At 36.6% G+C, this 19,680-nt stretch carries 19 protein-coding genes; 14 read left to right on the forward strand and 5 right to left on the reverse strand.

Annotated elements, in window-relative coordinates; translation table 11 throughout:
* Nucleotides 1-110: 110 nt before the first annotated feature.
* The 11 genes from N4270_RS01710 (at nucleotide 111) to N4270_RS01760 (ending at nucleotide 12,638) form a co-directional block, all read left to right on the forward strand.
* Nucleotides 111-446: an arsenosugar biosynthesis-associated peroxidase-like protein gene (locus tag N4270_RS01710; protein WP_260095063.1), complete on the forward strand. Its 336-nt coding sequence runs from the start codon at nucleotides 111-113 to the stop codon at nucleotides 444-446.
* 116 nt (nucleotides 447-562) lie between these two features.
* A complete protein-coding gene (gene arsS / locus N4270_RS01715) occupies nucleotides 563-1,627 on the forward strand; it encodes an arsenosugar biosynthesis radical SAM (seleno)protein ArsS (RefSeq protein WP_260095064.1) in 1,065 nt (354 codons plus the stop codon).
* A 3-nt stretch (nucleotides 1,628-1,630) separates the two neighbouring features.
* Nucleotides 1,631-2,314, forward strand: a complete 684-nt coding sequence (locus tag N4270_RS01720) for a DUF2064 domain-containing protein (RefSeq protein WP_260095065.1) — start codon at nucleotides 1,631-1,633, stop codon at nucleotides 2,312-2,314.
* A gap of 57 nt (nucleotides 2,315-2,371) precedes the next feature.
* Nucleotides 2,372-5,566 (forward strand): SusC/RagA family TonB-linked outer membrane protein, encoded by a 3,195-nt coding sequence (locus N4270_RS01725; protein ID WP_260095066.1) that lies wholly within the window; start codon nucleotides 2,372-2,374, stop codon nucleotides 5,564-5,566.
* A gap of 10 nt (nucleotides 5,567-5,576) precedes the next feature.
* The gene (locus N4270_RS01730) at nucleotides 5,577-7,019 is read left to right on the forward strand and encodes a SusD/RagB family nutrient-binding outer membrane lipoprotein (RefSeq protein ID WP_260095067.1); all 1,443 of its coding nucleotides are present in this window, start codon (nucleotides 5,577-5,579) and stop codon (nucleotides 7,017-7,019) included.
* 5 nt (nucleotides 7,020-7,024) lie between these two features.
* On the forward strand, nucleotides 7,025-8,359 hold the full coding sequence (locus N4270_RS01735) for a sodium:solute symporter (RefSeq protein ID WP_260095068.1): 1,335 nt from the start codon (nucleotides 7,025-7,027) through the stop codon (nucleotides 8,357-8,359).
* A complete protein-coding gene (locus N4270_RS01740; RefSeq protein WP_260095069.1) occupies nucleotides 8,344-9,171 on the forward strand; it encodes a metallophosphoesterase in 828 nt (275 codons plus the stop codon). Before N4270_RS01735 ends, N4270_RS01740 begins: the two co-directional genes overlap by 16 nt.
* Before the next feature lie 4 nt (nucleotides 9,172-9,175).
* Nucleotides 9,176-9,697, forward strand: a complete 522-nt coding sequence (locus N4270_RS01745) for a rhodanese-like domain-containing protein (RefSeq protein WP_260095070.1) — start codon at nucleotides 9,176-9,178, stop codon at nucleotides 9,695-9,697.
* On the forward strand, nucleotides 9,694-10,302 hold the full coding sequence (locus tag N4270_RS01750; protein ID WP_260095071.1) for a TIGR04282 family arsenosugar biosynthesis glycosyltransferase: 609 nt from the start codon (nucleotides 9,694-9,696) through the stop codon (nucleotides 10,300-10,302). Before N4270_RS01745 ends, N4270_RS01750 begins: the two co-directional genes overlap by 4 nt.
* On the forward strand, nucleotides 10,295-11,107 hold the full coding sequence (locus tag N4270_RS01755) for a purine-nucleoside phosphorylase (protein ID WP_260095553.1): 813 nt from the start codon (nucleotides 10,295-10,297) through the stop codon (nucleotides 11,105-11,107). Before N4270_RS01750 ends, N4270_RS01755 begins: the two co-directional genes overlap by 8 nt.
* Nucleotides 11,108-11,111: 4 nt before the next feature.
* Complete coding sequence (locus tag N4270_RS01760) at nucleotides 11,112-12,638, forward strand: hypothetical protein (protein ID WP_260095072.1); 1,527 nt, start codon at nucleotides 11,112-11,114, stop codon at nucleotides 12,636-12,638.
* 44 nt (nucleotides 12,639-12,682) lie between these two features.
* On the opposite strand, the gene N4270_RS01765 is transcribed toward N4270_RS01760, so the two are convergent.
* Genes N4270_RS01765 through N4270_RS01780 form a run of 4 tightly spaced genes read right to left on the reverse strand, consistent with a single transcriptional unit; the run spans nucleotide 12,683 to nucleotide 15,596 of the window.
* Nucleotides 12,683-13,378 (reverse strand): hypothetical protein, encoded by a 696-nt coding sequence (locus N4270_RS01765; protein WP_260095073.1) that lies wholly within the window; start codon nucleotides 13,376-13,378, stop codon nucleotides 12,683-12,685.
* A 21-nt stretch (nucleotides 13,379-13,399) separates the two neighbouring features.
* Nucleotides 13,400-14,245: a DUF4097 domain-containing protein gene (locus N4270_RS01770; RefSeq protein ID WP_260095074.1), complete on the reverse strand. Its 846-nt coding sequence runs from the start codon at nucleotides 14,243-14,245 to the stop codon at nucleotides 13,400-13,402.
* Nucleotides 14,246-14,271: 26 nt separating this feature from the next.
* Nucleotides 14,272-15,063 carry a HEAT repeat domain-containing protein gene (locus tag N4270_RS01775; RefSeq protein ID WP_260095075.1) on the reverse strand — a complete coding sequence of 264 codons (792 nt, stop codon included), beginning with the start codon at nucleotides 15,061-15,063 and terminating at the stop codon, nucleotides 14,272-14,274.
* 2 nt (nucleotides 15,064-15,065) lie between these two features.
* Entirely contained in the window at nucleotides 15,066-15,596 is a 531-nt protein-coding gene (locus N4270_RS01780) for an RNA polymerase sigma factor (RefSeq protein WP_260095076.1), read from the reverse strand.
* A gap of 94 nt (nucleotides 15,597-15,690) precedes the next feature.
* Between N4270_RS01780 and N4270_RS01785 the strand changes: the two genes are divergently transcribed.
* The 3 genes from N4270_RS01785 to N4270_RS01795 are packed head-to-tail and all read left to right on the forward strand — an operon-like array spanning nucleotide 15,691 to nucleotide 18,119.
* On the forward strand, nucleotides 15,691-16,578 hold the full coding sequence (locus N4270_RS01785) for a sterol desaturase family protein (protein ID WP_260095554.1): 888 nt from the start codon (nucleotides 15,691-15,693) through the stop codon (nucleotides 16,576-16,578).
* Nucleotides 16,579-16,616: 38 nt separating this feature from the next.
* Nucleotides 16,617-17,402 carry a DUF547 domain-containing protein gene (locus tag N4270_RS01790; protein ID WP_260095077.1) on the forward strand — a complete coding sequence of 262 codons (786 nt, stop codon included), beginning with the start codon at nucleotides 16,617-16,619 and terminating at the stop codon, nucleotides 17,400-17,402.
* Between the two features lie 27 nt (nucleotides 17,403-17,429).
* Nucleotides 17,430-18,119 carry a TIGR04283 family arsenosugar biosynthesis glycosyltransferase gene (locus N4270_RS01795; protein WP_260095078.1) on the forward strand — a complete coding sequence of 230 codons (690 nt, stop codon included), beginning with the start codon at nucleotides 17,430-17,432 and terminating at the stop codon, nucleotides 18,117-18,119.
* Between the two features lie 70 nt (nucleotides 18,120-18,189).
* Here N4270_RS01795 and N4270_RS01800 read toward each other — a convergent pair whose 3' ends face one another.
* On the reverse strand, nucleotides 18,190-19,641 hold the full coding sequence (locus N4270_RS01800; protein ID WP_260095079.1) for a nicotinate phosphoribosyltransferase: 1,452 nt from the start codon (nucleotides 19,639-19,641) through the stop codon (nucleotides 18,190-18,192).
* Nucleotides 19,642-19,680 lie beyond the last annotated feature (39 nt).

Below are 19,680 nucleotides of genomic sequence, written 5' to 3' on the forward strand. Positions count from 1 at the left end.
AATAAATTAGCTTTCTGCTAAATTTTCTGTTAAGTTTGATAATTAATAGCGACAAAAACTCGACATCTCTTTTTTACGTACATAATAATAACCACTGAAATTTTAAAACCATGTCAAAAACATATTACGATCCTGCCGACCTTAGAAAGTTTAGCAAAATCACCGAATGGAGTGAAGAATTAGGCAACAAATTCTTTGAATATTACGGAAAAGTTTTTGAAGATGGCGCACTTACCGCTCGTGAAAAATCCTTAATCGCCTTAGCTGTAGCACATACAGAGCAGTGCCCTTATTGCATTGATGCCTACACCAAAGACGGTTTGCAAAGAGGTGTGACCAAAGACGAAATGATGGAAGCCATTCATGTTGGCGCTGCGATTAAAAGCGGAGCAACCTTGGTGCATGGCGTTCAAATGATGAATAAAGTAAATAAATTAGACGGTTAATAGTTTAGCGTTACCACAAGGGTCAGGCTCTCGGCAGTCGCTCTCTTCGAGGAGCTCCAACAAAGCCTCCATCCTTAACGCAAATGGTAACAACTAAGCTTAACCTTAGCATAGCTATGACAAAAGTAAAAACCCAATCCCTACAAAAAAAAGGAAGCGACTTAGCGCAAAGTAACAGGCAGCTTGAAATATTATCTAACGGCATTTTTCAAAGTGGCGAACTCCCGACGTTTAAAGCCAAAATTTCTGAAACGAGCCAGTTTCCACTTAAAGCTAAAAAGCTTGAAATTCTGCAAATTAATGTAGGTTACATGTGTAATCAAGTCTGCGAGCATTGTCACGTTGATGCTGGTCCAGACCGAAAAGAAATCATGACACGCGACACGATGAGACAGTGCTTAGAAGTGATTAAAAATTCTGGTGCACATACCCTAGATTTAACTGGAGGCGCACCCGAAATGAATCCAGATTTTAGATGGTTTGTCGAAGAAGCGGCCAAAGTTGGGATTAAAGATTTTATTGTACGCTCTAATTTAACCATTATCAGAGCCAATAAAAAATATTACGATTTACCCGAATTTTTCAAAAAACACAATGTTCATGTCGTGAGTTCAATGCCACACTGGACACGTGGTAAAACCGATAAACAACGTGGTGATGGTGTTTTTGACAAATCGATAAAAGCTTTACAAGAACTCAATGCAGTAGGCTACGGTATGCCCGATAGCAATTTGAGATTAGATTTGGTATACAATCCGTCAGGTGCCTTTTTACCAGGTGATCAAATGTCTATGGAAAAAGATTTTAAAAAGGCATTAATGGAAGATTTTGGCATCCAGTTTCATAATCTTTTTGCGATTACAAATCTTCCTATAGCACGTTTTCTGGATTATTTAATTGCTTCAGAAAACTATGAAGATTATATGTATCAACTGGTTGATGCCTACAATCCTGCCGCAGTAAAAAATGTTATGTGTACCAATACCTTATCTATAAGTTGGGATGGCTATTTATTTGATTGTGATTTTAATCAAATGCTAGAACTGCCTGTAAACAGTAAGGCTAAACATATTTCAGAATTTAACGAAGAATTATTAGAAGGACGTAATATCGTCATTTCACAACATTGTTACGGTTGTACTGCTGGTGCAGGCAGTAGCTGCCAAGGTGTTGTTGCTTAATCTATGAATAACAAAACAGCCATATTAATCTTTGCAAATTCTGCCAGATTTGAAGCGCAGCAAAAACCGTTTCAATCGTCAGAAGTATTGTTCAATGCGCTTAATGCACATACCATAAAGATTGCAAAAAAAACAGGGCTGCCTTATTTTTTATCTTCGGAGACCAACCAGATAGGATCTACCTTTGCCGAACGATTTACAAATGCGATTCAAGCAGTGTACAACCAAGGCTTTACTTCGGTGATTAGTATTGGAAATGATACACCACACTTACGGTCTGAACACATTTTAAAAGCCGCACATCGCTTACAAGACAAAGCTATTGTTTTGGGACCATCAAAAGATGGTGGTTTCTATTTAATGGGATTTCAGCAATCGTATTTTAATTCTGAAACCTTCTTAGCATTACCATGGCAAACCTCAGGATTGCGTCAAAGTTTTTCGAGAGCAATGGCGTCGCAACAGTTGGATGTCTTATATCTAGAGCAGCTTTCAGATATTGATACCATTTCAGATATACAACCAATTCTTGAGAGTTTCCGAAGGCTTTCAGCAAGCCTAAAACAACTTTTACAACATTATATTTCAGTAGTAAAAAAGAGGATTAACTCATTTTTTATTGCTGTTGAATCGCCTTTACAAACCCTTCAGTTTAATAAAGGTTCTCCACAATTACTTCATTTATAAAAGCCATAAATTTCTGATTCTTTCAGAATAATTTTCACCCTTTACTAATCTAATTAAATGAAGCAAATCTATGTTTGCATCTTGCTATTACTGTCTGGTTTTAGCTATGCACAAATCACAATCACAGGCACAATCACAAGTGAACTTGACGGGAAACCTCTGGCCTATGTAAATATTAGTTCCACCTCTGGAAGTGGCACCATCTCTGATGAATTTGGCAAGTATGAAATCGAGGTAGCATCTCCAGAAGATCAAATCCGCTATTCGTATTTAGGATACCATCTCATTATTGCTGTGGTTGGCAATCAAACAGTCATAAATATCACGATGACCGAAGACACCTCGTCTTTAGATGAAGTAGTCATTACGGCACTTGGTCTCGAACGCGAAACTAAAGAATTAGGTTATGTTGTTCAAGAACTAAATTCTGAACGCTTAACCGAAGTTAAAACCGTAAATTTCCTGGATAATATTGCTGGTAAACTTGCAGGTGTTACCATTTCACAAGGCGCCACAGGCGTTGGTTCTTCTTCAAAAATTACGATTCGTGGTGAATCATCGTTTTCTAATAATAATCCGTTATTTGTAGTTGACGGTACACCTATTAATAATGAAACTGTTTTTAATTTTACCAACGAAGCTGCTGCTGGTTTTCAGGAAGTTGACTTCGGAAATGGTGCTATGGAAGTCAATGCAGACGACATCGAATCGGTGACTGTTTTAAAAGGTGCTAATGCTGCAGCTCTTTACGGCACACGAGCTTCAAACGGTGTTATCGTCATAAAAACTAAAGATGGACGACACGCAAAAGGTCTTGGTATTAGCTTTAATACCTCGCTTTTTATAGATACGGCTTTTCGACTGCCGGATTTTCAAAATCGATATGGTCAAGGGCAATCTGGAGCTTTTGAATATGTTGACGGTTTAGGAGGTGGTATCAGTGACAACATCACCTACTCTTGGGGACCAGAACTGGATGCTGGAATATTAATTCCGCAGTTTGATAGTCCGGTACAACTCGCCAACGGCACTTTTGTTCGTGGTGGTGACACGGCATTATATTCTGGACTACCTATAACGGCCACACCTTTTCAATCCCATCCAGACAACCTTAAAGATTTCTATCAAACTGGTGTGACTACTATTAATAATGTATCGATTTCCAACGGATTTGAAACTGGAAATTACCGCTTATCCTTTACCGATCTACGTAGCGAATCTATCATTCCTGGAGTGAATCTCGACCGACAAACTGTGGCAGCAAAGTTGAACTTTGAACCAACTGATAAAACAACGATAAACACCTCAATAAACTACACCAATTCTAATAGTGATAATCGGCCTTCAAATGGTTATGGAAGTGAAAATGTTAACTATTCGCTAGTAGCCTGGGGACCACGCTCCTTGAATATTAATAGTCTGAAAAATTACTGGCAACCTGGTTTAGAAGGTGTTCAGCAATACTCGTTTAACTATACCTTTTTTGACAATCCGTATTTTATTCTACTAGAAAATAGAAATGCTTTTGAACGTGATCGCATCTTCGGAAATATTAATGTTAAGCATCAAATCACCGAACATCTAAGCCTCTCGCTACGTTCGGGAATGGACTATAGTAGTGAAACACGACAGTTCAGGCGTAATTTCAGCAGTAATCGATTTCAAAATGGTGCGTATGCCGAACACGATGTTAAGTTTAGAGAAATTAATACCGATTTTTTAATTAATTATAACAATCAATTTGGAACTATTTCTTTTGATGCTTCTCTTGGCGGAAATCGTCTCGATCAAAATGCCTCAACCAAACAATTACAAACCGTAAATTTAGCACAACCCGGAATATTTAGCTTAAACAACGCAGCGTCTCCGATTGAAGCTTTTGAATTTGAAAGCAAAAAACGTATCAATTCACTTTACGGGCTTGTCAAACTGGGTTATAAAGACTTTCTCTTTTTAGATATAACAGGACGAAATGATTGGTCTAGTGCTTTGGCAACGCCATTTTCGGTAGATGGAACATCTTTCTTTTACCCTTCGGTATCTACAAGTTTTATAGTCTCGAATGTGACAGAATTGCCAAAAGCTATATCATTTGCAAAATTAAGAGCCAGTATTGCTCAGGTTGGTAACGACACTGGCGCCTATCAAACGTCAGGAGCGTTTGTGGCTCAAACTCCTTTTAATGGGCAACCAACTTTTAGCGATCAAAATTTTATTCCGAATGCTAACTTAAAACCCGAACAAACCACCTCGTTTGAAATTGGTACAGATTTACGATTCTTTAAAGACCGTTTAAAATTTGACCTAAGCTATTACAATGCAACAACTAAAGATCAAATCATCTCCTTACCTATTGCAATTTCTTCTGGATATAATCAACAAGTCGTAAATGGCGGAAAAGTAAACACACAAGGTGTCGAAATTATAATGGTAATTACGCCTGTAAAAACTCAAAATTTTAGGTGGAACAGCCTCTTTAACTTTGCTACAAGTCGTGCTACGATTAAAGATTTACCACAGGCTGACGGACGTTTAACACTAGCTTACAGCCGAATTTATGACAGCGCCAACCAAACGGTATGGTTCCAGGTTGAAGAAGGCGGACGCCTAGGTGATATCTATGGAACAGGATATCTAAAAAATGAAAATGGCGATTTTATAATTGATGATAACGGTCGTTTTATAGCTGATAATGACCTTAAAAAATTAGGAAATTATAATCCTGATTTCACCTTAGGATGGTCGAATAATTTCACTTATAAAAACTGGAATTTAAGTTTCCTGTTCGACTGGAGACAAGGTGGCGAAATAGTGTCACGAACCCGAGCACTCGGGAATGTTGGTGGCCAGTTAGCCGAAACTGCGTTTAGACCAGAAGATGGCATTATCGCCCAAGGGGTTAATCAAACGACGGGATTACCTAATGCGGTTGCAGTTTCTGCCGAAAGTTATTACCGCCAATTTTATGATAGAAACCATGAAGAAAATAATATTTATGACGCCTCCTTTTTAAAACTTCGGCAGTTTTCAATTGGTTATGATTTTAAGCTGAAAGAGGGCTTTTTGGGACTTAAAGAAGGTGCCGATTTAAGTCTATCTATCATCGGAAACAACCTTTTTGTCATTACCGAAAATCCGCATTTCGACCCAGAGCAACTTGCCGTTCAGGGCAATAATTTTGTGAGTGGCGTTGAAGATATGAGTTATGCAACGTCACGTAGTATCGGATTTAAAGCTGGATTTAATTTCTAAAAAAAAGACTATGAAAAACATCAAATATCTATTCATAATATTAAGCCTTTTTACAACGCTAAGCTGTACTAAAGACTTTGAAGACATTAATACCAATCCGAATGCTCCAGGAACAGTACAACCTAGTTTACTGCTTCGTCAGGTCATTTACGATTTTGGTGAAAATATGAGTTACGAAGGCTTTGTTGCTGGCGATTTACTTTCACAACATCGAACCGCTTTAGATTTCAACCTATTTGATCGGCATGCTTTAAAATCACCACAATTGGGTGGTAATCCGTGGCCAGTTTTTTACACAAATCTTCGGGATAATGAGATTATATTAAACCAAGCCAGAACCGTTGAAACCTTTTCGGTTTATGAGGGTCCAGCACTCATTTTAAAAGCCTATATGGCTGCAGGTTTAACCGATTTATTTGGTGATGTTCCTTATTTTGAAGCTTTTAATGGCGTCAATGGAACTGTAACACCTGCTTACGATTTACAAGAAGACATTTACTTGGACGACAACGGGATTTTAGATAATCTCGACAGAGGTATTGCTGCTATCGAAAGTTACACTGATGTTATTCCGCTGGAAGGTGATATTTTATTTGATGGTGATTTAAACGCCTGGATACGGTTTGCTAATTCATTAAAAATAAAACACCTACTTCGTATATCTCAGCAAGTGGATGTTTCCGAAGCACTTCAAACTATTTTTAACGACGGAAACTATATTATTTCTAACGCTCAAAATGCCATTTTTAATTTCACCAATACAGATCCTAACAGTTTCCGATTAGCGCAGTTACGTATTGGCGACTTTAATAATTTTGTCTTGTCTGAAACTATGGAAGACCTGTTAACCGATTTAAATGACACAAGAATTGAAACACTTTTCAGACCCTTTTCAAATTCGGAGGCTAATGAGTTTAACGGATTGCTAAACGGAATTGACCCTTCGGAAACTACGGTAGCTTTAGCCGATTACTCTTTAGCTGGAACTATGTTTCGCGAAGACACATCGACACTAGATGCTAATTTTATAACCGCTTGGGAAGTTCAATTTGCGCTGGCCGAAGCGGCAGCTAGAAATCTCATTGTAGCAGATGCTCAAGCACTTTATGAACAAGGTGTGGTACTCGCCTTCGATTACTGGAATACCGAAATGCCTTCAAATTATTTAACAGGAAATGCGGCCTTCAATGCTCCAGGTACCACACCTGTACAGCAAATCATCACTCAAAAATGGATTGCCAATGTGATTAATGGTTATGAAGGTTGGATTGAATATCGCAGAACAGGATTTCCAGCATTGCGAACTATTTCAGCAAGTTTCAATAATGATATTATACCGATTCGCATGCCTTATCCCGCTGAAGAAGAAGCTTTAAATAACGAAAATTATATGGTTGCTGCGGCCACAACCAATGATAATAGTATTAATGTTCCCGTTTGGTGGAATGAATAAATAATATGGAAACACTACATTGGCAATGGACCTTAATAATCGTATCAAGTTTGATATTGTTTTTAGTGTCGCCTTTAGCAAAAACCAGAGATCAGTTTTTTAAAGCTGTGAACAACCGAAAAGCACCAAATACGTTAGTGCTTACTGGTAGTTTAATTATCTCATGGATTTTTGCTAAAAGCATTACCAATGCAGCAAATCTCGGACTCGATTTTGGGATTGTTGGTGGCGTGGCTTATGCTGGTTATTATTTGTCGTTTGCGGTTGCCGGACTTCTTATTTACCAGATGCGAACTAAAGGTGGTTTTGAAAGTATTCATCAGTTTTTAAGTTCGAAATTTGGAAAAGGCGCAATGGCCATTTTTTCTATTCTTATTGCTATTCGGTTGTTTAATGAAGTATGGAGTAACACCATGGTTATTGGAAGTTATTTTGGTAATACTGGAAGCCTGCCTTACTACACAGCCATTATTGTATTTACCGTTCTTACATTAGCTTATGCCATCAAAGGCGGATTGAGTAGTTCGATATTTACAGATGTGATACAAATGATTTTATTTTCGGTATTGTTGATTGTCATATTATGGAATGTCTTCTCTGCCGAAGATTTTTCAGCGCAGACAGTAGTTTCCTCCGGAACCTGGAGTTTTGAACTTGGGCTCAATTTATTTTTTGCCGCTATCATTCAGTCGTTTAGCTATCCGTTTCACGATCCTGTTTTAACCGATCGCGCGTTTATTAGCTCACCAAAAGTAACCCGTCGCAGCTTTATACTGGCTAGTATTTTGGGTGCTTTATGTATTGTTTTATTTAGTGTTATTGGTATTTATGCACAATCACAAGGCATGAAAGGTCAGGCAGCCGTTGAAGTTGGAAAAGCCTTTGGCGTCATTATTTTACTGGTGATTAATTTCATTATGATTACCTCAGCAGCATCCACTTTAGATTCTACATTTTCATCATTTTCCAAATTATTGGCTGTCGATTTAAACATGGGAATAGACCTCACATTTGGTCGCGCCAGTATGGCTGCCATCGCCATTCTAGGAACACTCCCTGTTTTTCTCGATGCTGAAATTTTATCGGCAACGACCATTTCTGGAACCATGGTTATAGGCTTAACACCTGTATTTGTGTTTTGGAATATGAAAGTACCAAAAGTTAGTTTTTACTTGAGTGTTATCTGCGGATTGCTATTTGGGTTCGTATTAGTATTTGGGTTATTTCCAAAAGCTCTAATCCTTACTGAAGGCAAATACGCCGATTTACTTTGGGTTAATGTTTGGGGCATTTTAAGTTGTATCATTTTATATATCATACCAAAATGGATAAAAAAATAGACGATATAGGAACACTTTCGGGTAAAGTATTGCTCTTTGGAGGTGTGTATAGTAATCTTCAAGCACTTGAGGCTTTAAAACAAGTTGCTGAACGCGAGCATATTTCACCCGAAAACTGTATTTGTACTGGAGATATTGTAGGCTATTGCGCGCAACCTGAAGAAACCGTTCAGTTGTTAAAACTATGGCGTGTGAAAAGTATTGCTGGAAATGTTGAAATTCAATTGCGAGAAGGTGCCGAAGATTGTGCTTGTGATTTTAGAAAAGGTTCACGTTGTGACGGATTTTCACAGCAGTGGTACCCGTTTGCCCAAAGTAAACTATCTAAAAATTCTCTGGCGTTTATGGAAACACTCCCAGATCATATCACCTTTAAATATGCCGAAAAACAAGTTACTGTAGTTCATGGCTCTTATTTTAATGCTTCGGAATTTATCTTCAAATCAACAGACTGGAAGCGTAAGCAACCTAACTTTGAAACGACTAAAAGTGATGTGATTGTTGCTGGACATTGCGGACTCCCATTTCAGCAAAAAAACAATGGGAAACTCTGGCTAAATCCTGGTGTTATTGGAATGCCAGCTAATGACGGAAATCCTAGCGTTTGGTATGCCATTTTAGAAGATGCTTCAGGAGAATTTAAGGTCAAACATCACACCTTAGACTACAACTATAAACTCACAAGCCAATTGATGGATAACGGATTACTACCACAAGAATATGCACGTACCATCGTCACTGGCATTTGGGATAATACCGAAATTTTACCTGAAGTTGAAAGTGGTTTGCAAGGCTTCGGAATTCAACTATAAAACAATGAAAATACGACTCATCTTTCTATTAGGACTATTCACGTTTACGCTTCAGGCGCAAGAATCGTTAGACGATTTACTGAAACGTTATAATAAAAATGATATTCCTTACATTTCGGTTCAGGAACTCGCCATGCCTAAAACTAAGTGCATAATATTAGATGCTCGCGAACCTGAAGAATACGAAGTAAGCCACCTTAAAGACGCTGTTTTTATTGGTTATACGCATTTTAAACTGAATGATTTTATGACAAAATTCCCTAATACAGATGAAGCAATCGTTGTATATTGCTCTCTGGGAATTAGATCTGAAACTATTGCTAATCAACTTAAAAAAGCAGGCTATACCAATGTTCAAAATCTATATGGCGGTATTTTTGAATGGAAAAACCATGATTTTAGCATTTATAATTCCGAAGACAAAGAAACCGATAGTATTCACACCTATTCTAAAGCCTGGAGTAAATGGTTAAAAAAAGGACAAAAAGTATACCCTAAACTCTTAACTAAAAGCAACCAAAATTGAAAAACGCCTTAATTATATTTACGAGAAATCCTGAACTCGGGAAATGCAAAACACGCTTAGCCCAAACTCTTGGCGATGTAGCAGCACTTCATATCTATAAATATTTGCTTCAGCATACTGCAAATGTAGCTAAGACTGTAAAGTCAGGTCGCTATGTATTTTATTCTGAAACTATCAATGATAATGATATTTGGAGCAGTGACTATTTCAGCAAAAAACAGCAAAAGGGTAAGGATTTAGGAGAACGCATGCATCATGCTTTTAACGAATTATTGGATTCGGGTTACGAAAAAGTCATCATCATTGGCAGTGATTTATTAGATCTAAACGCAGCCATCATTGAACAAGCCTTTTTGGAATTAGAGGCTAACGATGTGGTTATTGGTCCTGCTCTAGATGGTGGTTATTACCTGTTAGGAATGAAAACCTTACATCCTGAATTATTTAAAAACAAAGCCTGGGGTACAGAAACAGTTCGTCGTGACACTTTAAAAAATTTACAAAATAGTAAAGTCTTTTTACTGAAAGAATTGAATGATATTGATACATTTGAAGATATGAAACATTATGACCAACTCAAACGATTTTACACCACCAATGATTAAATTTATTACTGAAACAGCCGATTATTTAAAATCTAAAGGTTTTGACAATCCTGAAATTGGCATTATTCTGGGCACAGGTTTAGGCCAGTTAACCAATAATATTGATATTATTCAGGAAGTGAGCTACAATCACATTCCAAACTTCCCGACAGCTACCGTAGAGTTTCATAAAGGCAAACTTATTTATGGAACCTTAGGCGATAAAAAGGTCATAGTTATGCAAGGCCGATTTCATGTCTATGAAGGCTATACGCTTCAAGATGTAACTTATCCTGTGCGCGTCATGAAAGCGTTAGGTATTTCAACTTTATTAGTTTCTAATGCTTCTGGAGCCATTAATTTAAACTTTAAAAAGGGTGAATTAATGCTTATTGACGATCATATTAACCTACAAGGAAGTTCGCCACTTGCGTTTAAAGGCGTTGCCGAATTAGGTGAACGTTTTGCCGATATGAGTGCTCCATATAACCTCGAGATTAATGCAAAATTTAAAGCGATTGCTAAGGCGCATGACATCAAACTTCATGAAGGTGTTTATGCTAGTGTTGTTGGTCCGCAATTGGAAACCCGAGCCGAGTACCGCATGCTTAAAATTATTGGTGCCGATGCAGTGGGCATGAGTACAGTCCCTGAAATTATAGTAGCTAATCATTTAAATCTTAAAGCTGCAGCGATTTCGGTGTTAACCGACGAGTGTGATCCCGACAACCTAAAGCCTGTCGATATTGGAGAAATCATTGCCATGGCTGGGAAAGCAGAACCAGACATGATTACCTTATTTACCGAATTGATAAAGATCTTATAATTTTATGCGAATAAAGCCTCATCTTCTACTATTCGTTTTAATATTACCTCTTTTTAGTGTTTGTCAAGACCTACAAAAAGGAACAATTATTAAAGATCGTCAGTTTTTAATTGACAAGAAAGAATTAACGGCCAATGATGTACAAGGCAACTTTGTGTCTATACGACCTCATCATATTAATGGTACCTTACGCAATTATCATGTTGAATTTTTTGAAGGTTTAAATTTCAAAAATCGTATAGAAATTGAAACTCAGAATGACACGAGTATCCTTGATGTTTTTATCTTAGACGAAAAGGCGCATGTTTTTATAAAAGAACGCGTAGACCAATCTATCGCATTAAGACTGGATATTATTGATCTCAAAACTCAAGCCTTTTCAAAAAAAGTACTGCTTCAAATTGATAAGGACAGTGACAAATCTGTTTTTAAAGCTTTAAAGGACGATTATTTTATCGATCTAAAAACGACTGATTATCTCATTTTAAACTTTCCTGTTGTAGAAGACAAAATAACCTATGCCTATGTTAAAGTGTTTTCTAAAACTCTAGAAGAAATGACTCAAATTAAGGTGTATGCAGATGAATCAATTTCACATCGCAACACCAGTTTTTTAAATGCAAAATATATTAACAACACCCTTTTTACACTTTTTCAGCTTAGTCCTAACGGTGATGAAGAACAGCGTTTTTATCGATTAATAGAACTCACTACAACGACAAAACGCTCTTTAGATATAGAGATTCCAGCTGATAGTTACGAGTTAATTAATTCTGAAATAAAGCAAAATCATATGATTATTGCTGGCTTGTATTCGCATACAAGAAAAGGCGGTTATCAAGGGTTTACCTATTACAAAATTGATTTAGAGGCGTTTGAAGTTACATCGCAACACCAATCTCCATTTCTTAATGAGAGCGCAAAAAAGTACTTTACTGGATGGTTTAAAGGCAATCGCAATATCGATATTAATAATATTTTTATTGATGACGAACTAAATGCTTATGTTGTTGGCCAGTTTTATATTCTGGTTAAGCAGAGTGTTCCTATCGGTCTTCCCATAGCATCGTTTACTGTTGGTGGTATTTCAGCTTTTATAACCGTTAATCCTGTGAGTTATAGCTACAAAGTTTTTGATGATATTTTAGGCGGAAAAATAAATCCCGAAGGAGAAATTGTTTGGGATAATGTATTGCAATTAAGACAAACTGAAAAGATCAAAGCCAAATCTAATAAACGTGACTCGTCTACTTTTACTTTTTTTGCCAATAATGAAATTCACATTTTTATTAATGGCTATATCGATATGGAAAAAAAGCCTTTCATTGTAAAACAAGACAAGCGATTAAATAAGACCAATTTTTACGATATAACGGTAAATCAACATGGCGGAATTACTCCAAATATCGTATTCCCAAATGCAGATTCTGACATTATTTTTAGAGCTGAAAGCGCTGTGAAATCTGGCGCTACCATTCATATTTTAGGTCAAGGCAATATGCGAAAGCAATTATTGAAATTGAAAATATAAACAAGAAAAAAGGAGCTTAATTAAGCTCCTTTTTTTATCTAAGACTAGCTTTTCCTGATATAAATATTGCCTGATATGGTTTCCATTTCTAAAGGAAGGGTTCCGCCATTAACTTGTTTTGATACTTTATTATGAGAACCATTATACGACTTAGCAGCATTATTTTTTTCAAATTCTAAATCTGAATATATGGTTCCTGTCAACGATTTGGCATTCAGCTTTGCTTTATTTACCGTCACATCTAATGCACCACTAATGGTTTTAAGTCTTAATTCGCCATTGTACTTTTTAATCGTCACATCACCAGATATTAAATCGGTAACCAAATCCCCTTGATAACTATCTATAAAGACGCTTCCGGAAATACTTTTTATTTTTAAATTGATATTTTTAGGTACTGTAACAACGTAATTAATTTCGGTTGTGTTATTGCATTTCTTTCGGTTTTTATCCTTCCATTTATTTTTGAAATAATCACCAAAATCTGAATATATTTTTAACTGTCCCGAAGCCTTATCTGTGTTGATACTAAAGGCATCATTTCCTTCACCATCATCTATGTTTACTGATGCTTTTATTTTGACTTGATTGGTATTTCCATGCTCAATTTTTATGTCTTGAGCAAACTGAAAATGAAGATAAACCTCTTGGTTATTTGAGATGCTTTCATTGATCTCAACATGACGTTGTGCCTGTAGTGTTGCCACACTTAATAAGGCTAAAATGATTAAATTTTTCATTGGATTGTGATTTTTGATTGATTATTGTTTTCTTAAATAGACATTACCAGTAGAAGAGCGCAGTACAATTTTAACGCCTCCATTATTGAGTTTAGCTTCAATTTTCCGAGTAGCTCCAACCACTTTCATGCCATCTTTAGATGGTTTTTGCAGCTCAAAATCGGTATAAATAGTGCCCATGGTTGAATGTAATTCTAAATCGGCTTTTGTATTTGAAGGTAGCGACACATCGACAATCCCTGTTGAACTGCTTAAAGTAATTGGTGAGGACTGGCTAACACTAGAAAAATCGACATCAATAGTTCCTGTACTGGTATGCGCAGTAATTGGACCGGTTACATCTTTAAGAACGATTCGCCCAATATTTGTGTTAACCTCGATTTCTGATGAAAACCCTTTTATAATTGCACTTCCTAGATTACCACAATCTAAATGGATATCCATGGTTTTTGGCAGGACAATTTGCAGTCCTCTACGTTGAAAATTTGATTTTAAATCTTTGATACGTAACACCGCTCCTTCTTGCTCTATCATCATTCCAAACCCTGTATTATCAACACCTCCTGAATACACCGCTTTTAAACCTTTAGAGCGATCGTCCTTATTATTATGCTCACAATCATCACACTCCACATGATGTTCATGGTCGCAATTATCATGATCGTGGTCGTCGTTATCATACACATATTTTGTGAGCTTCAACTCATTAGTTGTTCCTGCAATAATTTTTACATAAGTCCCTGTCTCAATATGTACTTTAGTGACACCGTTTAGACTCTTTGTGTAATCGTCTTGAGCCTTAGAGCTCATAAAGCATAATAGCGCTATAAAATTTAGTATAATTCCTGTTCGTTTTATTTGTTTCATTGTTTTGATTTTTTTGAATTGATCTATTAAATAATTTCAGAAATACCACTATTCACCTGCGCTTTCACAAAGTCTGGTGTATCCTCATGCTCTAATAATTGTTGCATAGGAGCAATCGCGCGTTTCTCCTGGATTTTTACCAAAAATTGAATAATTGCAATTTGTAAACTTGGATCTTTCTGGGTGGATAGGGCTTCAATAAACGCTTCTTTTACTAACGTTGATTTTGGAAATTCTGATAATGCTTCTGCTGCAGCGAGTCGCACATTCATGTTTCCGTCGTATTGCATACGTTCTATTAAAGCTTCTAAAATTTTGATATCGGGTTTTGCAAAACTTTCAGTAAAGTTAACCGCTTGAATACGTTTACTAGGCGACTGGTTTTCAATCATTGCCAACATCATCCCTTCACGCAGTTTCATAGTTTCTTGTTGCAATTCTGAAATTTCCTGATGAGCTGTTTGTTCAGAATTATAGCTTCCTAAAAAGTAGCCTCCTAACAGCAATACAATTGAAGCTGCCACTTGAAAGGCTTGTTTCCAAGGGACTGTTTTGTCTGGCTTTGAAAGTGACACAACCTTAACGTTAAGCAGTTGTTTCTCTTCCTCTAATAAGTTGTAAAACCCTGTTCTTAAATCATCGCTTGGTGAGGCTTCTGGCACATTTTCAAATGCTGAAAAAAGTGCTTTTGTGTCATCATAAACAGCTTTGCAATGTCTACATGAGGCGATGTGCTGCTCAATGATTAGCATATCTTCCGCAGATAACTGTCGGTCAATATAATCTACAATTTGATGTTCAATATGTTTACAATCCATGGTTATATGGTTTCTAGATAAACGGTTTTTAATTTTTTTATAATGCGATGTACTTTGACTTTAACTGCTCCTTCGCTACTTCCTACGATATCGGCTATTTTAGCATATTTTATACCTTGTATTCGGTTTAAAACAATAAGTTCTCGTTCTTCAATACTTAGAGTGTTTAAAGCATTTTGCAAATGTGCTAAATCATCATTTCGGTCTATTTTATTCTCTGTACTTGTACTAACAACACGTTCAAGATTTTCGTTATTTGAGGTTTTCTTTGATTTTTGATACTGGTCTGAAAACACATTTCTAGCAATCTTGAAAATCCACGATACAAATTGTCCGCCTTTATAAGAGGTTCGATAACGTATCACTTTGTAAAACACGGTTTGCGTCATATCTTCACAAATCGCTTTATCCCTAATCATCTGAAAATAGAAATTGTACAACCGCTTGTTATAGCGCTCAAAAATATGAGCCATAGCATCCAAATTACCTCGAGATACATCGAGCATTAACTCTTCGTCGGTTAGTTTTTTCAATTCTAGTTGTTGGTTATTTAGCATGAAGACCTATAATTTACAAAAAGGTTACATGAGCCTGATAATTTTTTTTAAAAATGTATCTTTAATGCCTATGGAAAAGTATATCGACATTATAAAAAATTCGTATTCTGGGTATTGGAATTATCTCAAAAACGAGATTCTTCTTCAAAACCATTGGGATAACTATTTTTATGGTCTTATTGCAATTTCACTCCTTGTCTGGTTGCTTGAAATCTTATTTCCCTGGCGAAAAAATCAAAGTTTATTTAGAAAAGATTTTTGGCTGGATACCTTTTATATGTTCTTCAATTTTTTTCTTCTGAATTTAATTGTATTCATCGCATTATCAAATACTGCTGCTGCGCTTTTGAATGATGGCCTCGGACTTATTGGCCTTTCCATATCAAGTTTTCAATTATTCGATGTGGACAATTTACCTAAATGGCTCGGACTCCTTATTTTCTTTTTGGTTTCCGATTTTGTACAATGGAACACCCATCGTTTGTTACATCGCGTGCCTTGGTTGTGGAATTTTCACAAAGTACATCACAGCGTCAAAGAAATGGGTTTTGCAGCGCATTTACGTTACCATTGGATGGAACCTGTAGTTTATAAATCACTATTATACATTCCGATTGCCATCATAGGCGGATTTGATGCTCAAGATGTGGCGATTGTATATTTCTTCGCTATTGCTATTGGACATCTTAACCATGCTAACCTAGGCTGGGACTACGGAATATTGAAATACATATTTAATAATCCCAAGATGCATATCTGGCATCATGCAAAAGAACTTCCATCTCATGTTAGGTTTGGTGTAAATTACGGACTAACATTAAGTCTTTGGGATTACATTTTTAAAACCAGTTATGTACCGCATAACGGAAGAGACATCGAATTAGGTTTTGAAGGTGACGAACACTTCCCAAAGGATTTTTTACACCAAGAATTATATCCGCTTAAAACCAAAAATTAAAGGTTTACGTAAGTGTTTATAATTGAAAACCTTATAAAATGAAATATTTACTTGTGGTATTACTTTCAGTGAGCGCTTACAGTTGTTTTTCGGCTAAAGGACTTCCTATTAAAGAAGTTAAAGCGCCAACGACTACAAACATCAATTCAACATCTAACACTTCAACTACTGAAGCTCTATTAGATCATTCGTCCTGGGATGCTTTGTTAAAAAAATACGTAGCTAAAAATGGTGATGTTGATTATAAAGGTTTTAAAAGTGATGCTCAAAAATTAGATGAATACATCAACTATTTAGCCTCAAAAGTTCCTGAAAAAAACTGGAATTTAAATGAGCAATTAGCCTATTTTATTAATGTGTATAACGCGAATACGATTAAGTTAATTATTGATAACTATCCTACAAAAAGCATCAAAGATATTGGTAATCCGTGGATGAAAAACCGACTTAAAATTGGAGATGAGGACTACTCTTTAGCAGATATTGAAAACGGTATTCTTCGGAAAATGAACGAACCAAGAATTCATTTTGCTATCAATTGCGCCTCTTATTCTTGTCCGAAATTACTAAACACCGCCTACACTGCCGATAATGTGCAAGAGTTGATGGAACGTGCGACTAAGGAATTTATCAATAATTCTGAAAAAAATAAACTATCGGCAACGCAACTCAAATTATCCGAAATCTTTAAATGGTATAAAAGTGATTTTACTGAAAATGGTTCGTTAATTGATTATATCAATCAATATGCTGAGACTAAAATTTCAGCAGATGCCAAAATCGATTATATCGATTACGACTGGAATTTGAATGAACAAAACTAAGCCTCCATTTTTTTCGTATAGATTTATATGATAAGTATTATTATTCCCATTTTAAATGAAGCTGAAACTATTGAAAATTTACTTTTTCATTTGATCGACCATGCGTCTTTAGATCATATTTCAGAAATTATTGTTGTTGATGGTGGTAGTACTGATGGGTCTCAAGCTCTTGTTAAAAACAGCGGTTTAAAAATCAAATTATTACATGCGCCAAAAGGTCGCGCCAAACAAATGAATTTTGGTGCCAAACATGCAACAGGACGCATTTTGTATTTTCTGCATGCCGATTCTTTTCCGCCAAATCGCTACGATCAACTCATTATTGACGAAGTAAAAAAAGGACATCAAGCGGGCTGTTTTCGTCTAAAATTTGATAGCAATCATTGGTGGTTGCGACTCGCTAGCTGGCTCACTCAATTTAGCTGGAGAGCCTGTCGTGGTGGTGATCAAAGTCAGTTTATCACTCGAGAATTATTTGATGAGATTGGTGGCTATGATGAACGTTTTATCATTTACGAAGACAATATGCTAATTAACGAGCTTTATGCCCGACAGCAATTTGTGGTCATCAACAAACAACTAAAAACTTCGGCACGTTTGTATCGCAAACATGGTATTTGGAAACTCCAATACCACTTCTGGACTATTTATGTCAAGAAATGGTTTGGTGCTTCGGCTGATGATTTATTTGTGTATTATAAAAAGCATATTTGCTAAAAACTAACACTGCAAAAATCTCTATTATGGTCAAATTTCTTGGTCATCTTCCGAAAGCATAATATTAGATTTAAGATTTTATACGCTGTCTAATATGCTTCAAATCTTCATCAATCACTAATTGCCCATCACGAAAGACTTCTTTTAACGCACCACGTTGCTCTTCTTCCCAGGACACCTGATCTTTGAGCTGATAACTTCCATCGCGTTTTTCAATCTTAATTAAGCCTTTAGCCGATTTTTTTGTGCCGTCATCAGTAATCGGATCTTTATAAATTTCGCGACCTTCACCATTCACTTCGCCATAAGTTGCTTTCATCGCAAACCCAAAAGTATCTCGCGTATTATATTGATAGGTAAAAGACCCAATACCTAAAACCACATTGGTCGACGCGAAGCCTTTTTCTTTCAGGCGTTCACAAATTTGAGTCGCTCTTTCTAAAGTGATACTATCGCCATAAATAGCACCAATATGTGAGTCGAGTTCTTTATAACCTTTAGCATTTGTGGTACCACCAAAAATATCCCAAAGGAGCTCGATAACCCCTTTTTTCTCTTCGGAAGTTGTTCCGTGTTTATTTCCACAAATAATATCCACAGGATCACCAGAATCTGGTCTGATTACTACTTTTCCGTCACGCGCTAAGACTTCATTTTTTAAATTCGGAAGGTATTCTGTGAGTACTTTCCAGAGGTCCCAAGTATCAGAAACAATCGAAACAATGCCGTGAGGATAGACTTCAGTAATTAAACGCTTGAAGGTTTCTTCTTCGCCAGAATTAGTTCCCATACACATTACAGAATGTTCGGTTGCAGCGACAGAACCGCCTACCAATTCGGTATCCGAATTAGCATTATAATAGGTTTCCAGAAAATCGATCGTAGGAATTGTATCGGTTCCTGTAAAACTCAATAAATGACCAGCAGCAGAAAGCATAGCGGCTTCTAAACCTGCCATACCACGCATTGAAAAATCGTGACCTTGCCAATCGACAAACTCTGGAATTGATGACGTTTCATTAGCATAAGCATCTAAAATTTTTCGGTATTGTTTAGCGATGGTTGCCGAATTACAAGGCATCCAAAGTGTGGTTGACAATAGCGTTTCAAAATAATTTGTGAGCCAGAAAAACTCGGCTTTGGTGTTGTACATCGTTACCATTGGCACACGAATAGGTACTTGAGCGCCTTCGGGTAAGGCTTTGATCACCATTGGCAAATAGCCTAAATCGTGAAGTGCTTCGATATGAGAAATCCCAACTTGATTCGGACCTAAATAATTATTGATGCGTCTGGTGTAGCGTTTACAAATTTCGGCTTTGGGCTGGTTGAAGAAGTTGGTATTAAAATCTTCTATCATGTATTTTTTGATGAAGTATTGCAATCCGAAAAACACCACTTCGTCAACGCCTTCGATACGGCTTTTTCGTGGTGTCCAGTTAGAATACACAAGTGTTGTGCCTTCAGGATATTGTCTTCTGTGGTCAACTTTGTAACCGTCGGTATATAGGAGTGGGTTCATAGGTTTTTTATAATTTCTACAGTAGTAGTTCCGAAACTT

This window comes from Psychroserpens sp. SPM9, from assembly GCF_025153525.1.
Taxonomy (GTDB): domain Bacteria; phylum Bacteroidota; class Bacteroidia; order Flavobacteriales; family Flavobacteriaceae; genus Psychroserpens.

Bases quoted from the DNA above. Each gene is read 5' to 3' on its own strand.
- N4270_RS01760 (WP_260095072.1), top strand. From the start codon at position 11,112: ATGCGAATAAAGCCTCATCTTCTACTATTCGTTTTAATATTACCTCTT.
- N4270_RS01775 (WP_260095075.1), bottom strand. From the start codon at position 15,063: ATGGATTGTAAACATATTGAACATCAAATTGTAGATTATATTGACCGA.
- N4270_RS01765 (WP_260095073.1), bottom strand. From the start codon at position 13,378: ATGAAAAATTTAATCATTTTAGCCTTATTAAGTGTGGCAACACTACAG.
- N4270_RS01790 (WP_260095077.1), top strand. From the start codon at position 16,617: ATGAAATATTTACTTGTGGTATTACTTTCAGTGAGCGCTTACAGTTGT.
- N4270_RS01770 (WP_260095074.1), bottom strand. From the start codon at position 14,245: ATGAAACAAATAAAACGAACAGGAATTATACTAAATTTTATAGCGCTA.
- arsS (WP_260095064.1), top strand. From the start codon at position 563: ATGACAAAAGTAAAAACCCAATCCCTACAAAAAAAAGGAAGCGACTTA.
- N4270_RS01720 (WP_260095065.1), top strand. From the start codon at position 1,631: ATGAATAACAAAACAGCCATATTAATCTTTGCAAATTCTGCCAGATTT.
- N4270_RS01740 (WP_260095069.1), top strand. From the start codon at position 8,344: ATGGATAAAAAAATAGACGATATAGGAACACTTTCGGGTAAAGTATTG.
- N4270_RS01795 (WP_260095078.1), top strand. From the start codon at position 17,430: ATGATAAGTATTATTATTCCCATTTTAAATGAAGCTGAAACTATTGAA.
- N4270_RS01735 (WP_260095068.1), top strand. From the start codon at position 7,025: ATGGAAACACTACATTGGCAATGGACCTTAATAATCGTATCAAGTTTG.
- N4270_RS01710 (WP_260095063.1), top strand. From the start codon at position 111: ATGTCAAAAACATATTACGATCCTGCCGACCTTAGAAAGTTTAGCAAA.
- N4270_RS01785 (WP_260095554.1), top strand. From the start codon at position 15,691: ATGGAAAAGTATATCGACATTATAAAAAATTCGTATTCTGGGTATTGG.
- N4270_RS01725 (WP_260095066.1), top strand. From the start codon at position 2,372: ATGAAGCAAATCTATGTTTGCATCTTGCTATTACTGTCTGGTTTTAGC.
- N4270_RS01730 (WP_260095067.1), top strand. From the start codon at position 5,577: ATGAAAAACATCAAATATCTATTCATAATATTAAGCCTTTTTACAACG.
- N4270_RS01745 (WP_260095070.1), top strand. From the start codon at position 9,176: ATGAAAATACGACTCATCTTTCTATTAGGACTATTCACGTTTACGCTT.
- N4270_RS01800 (WP_260095079.1), bottom strand. From the start codon at position 19,641: ATGAACCCACTCCTATATACCGACGGTTACAAAGTTGACCACAGAAGA.
- N4270_RS01755 (WP_260095553.1), top strand. From the start codon at position 10,295: ATGATTAAATTTATTACTGAAACAGCCGATTATTTAAAATCTAAAGGT.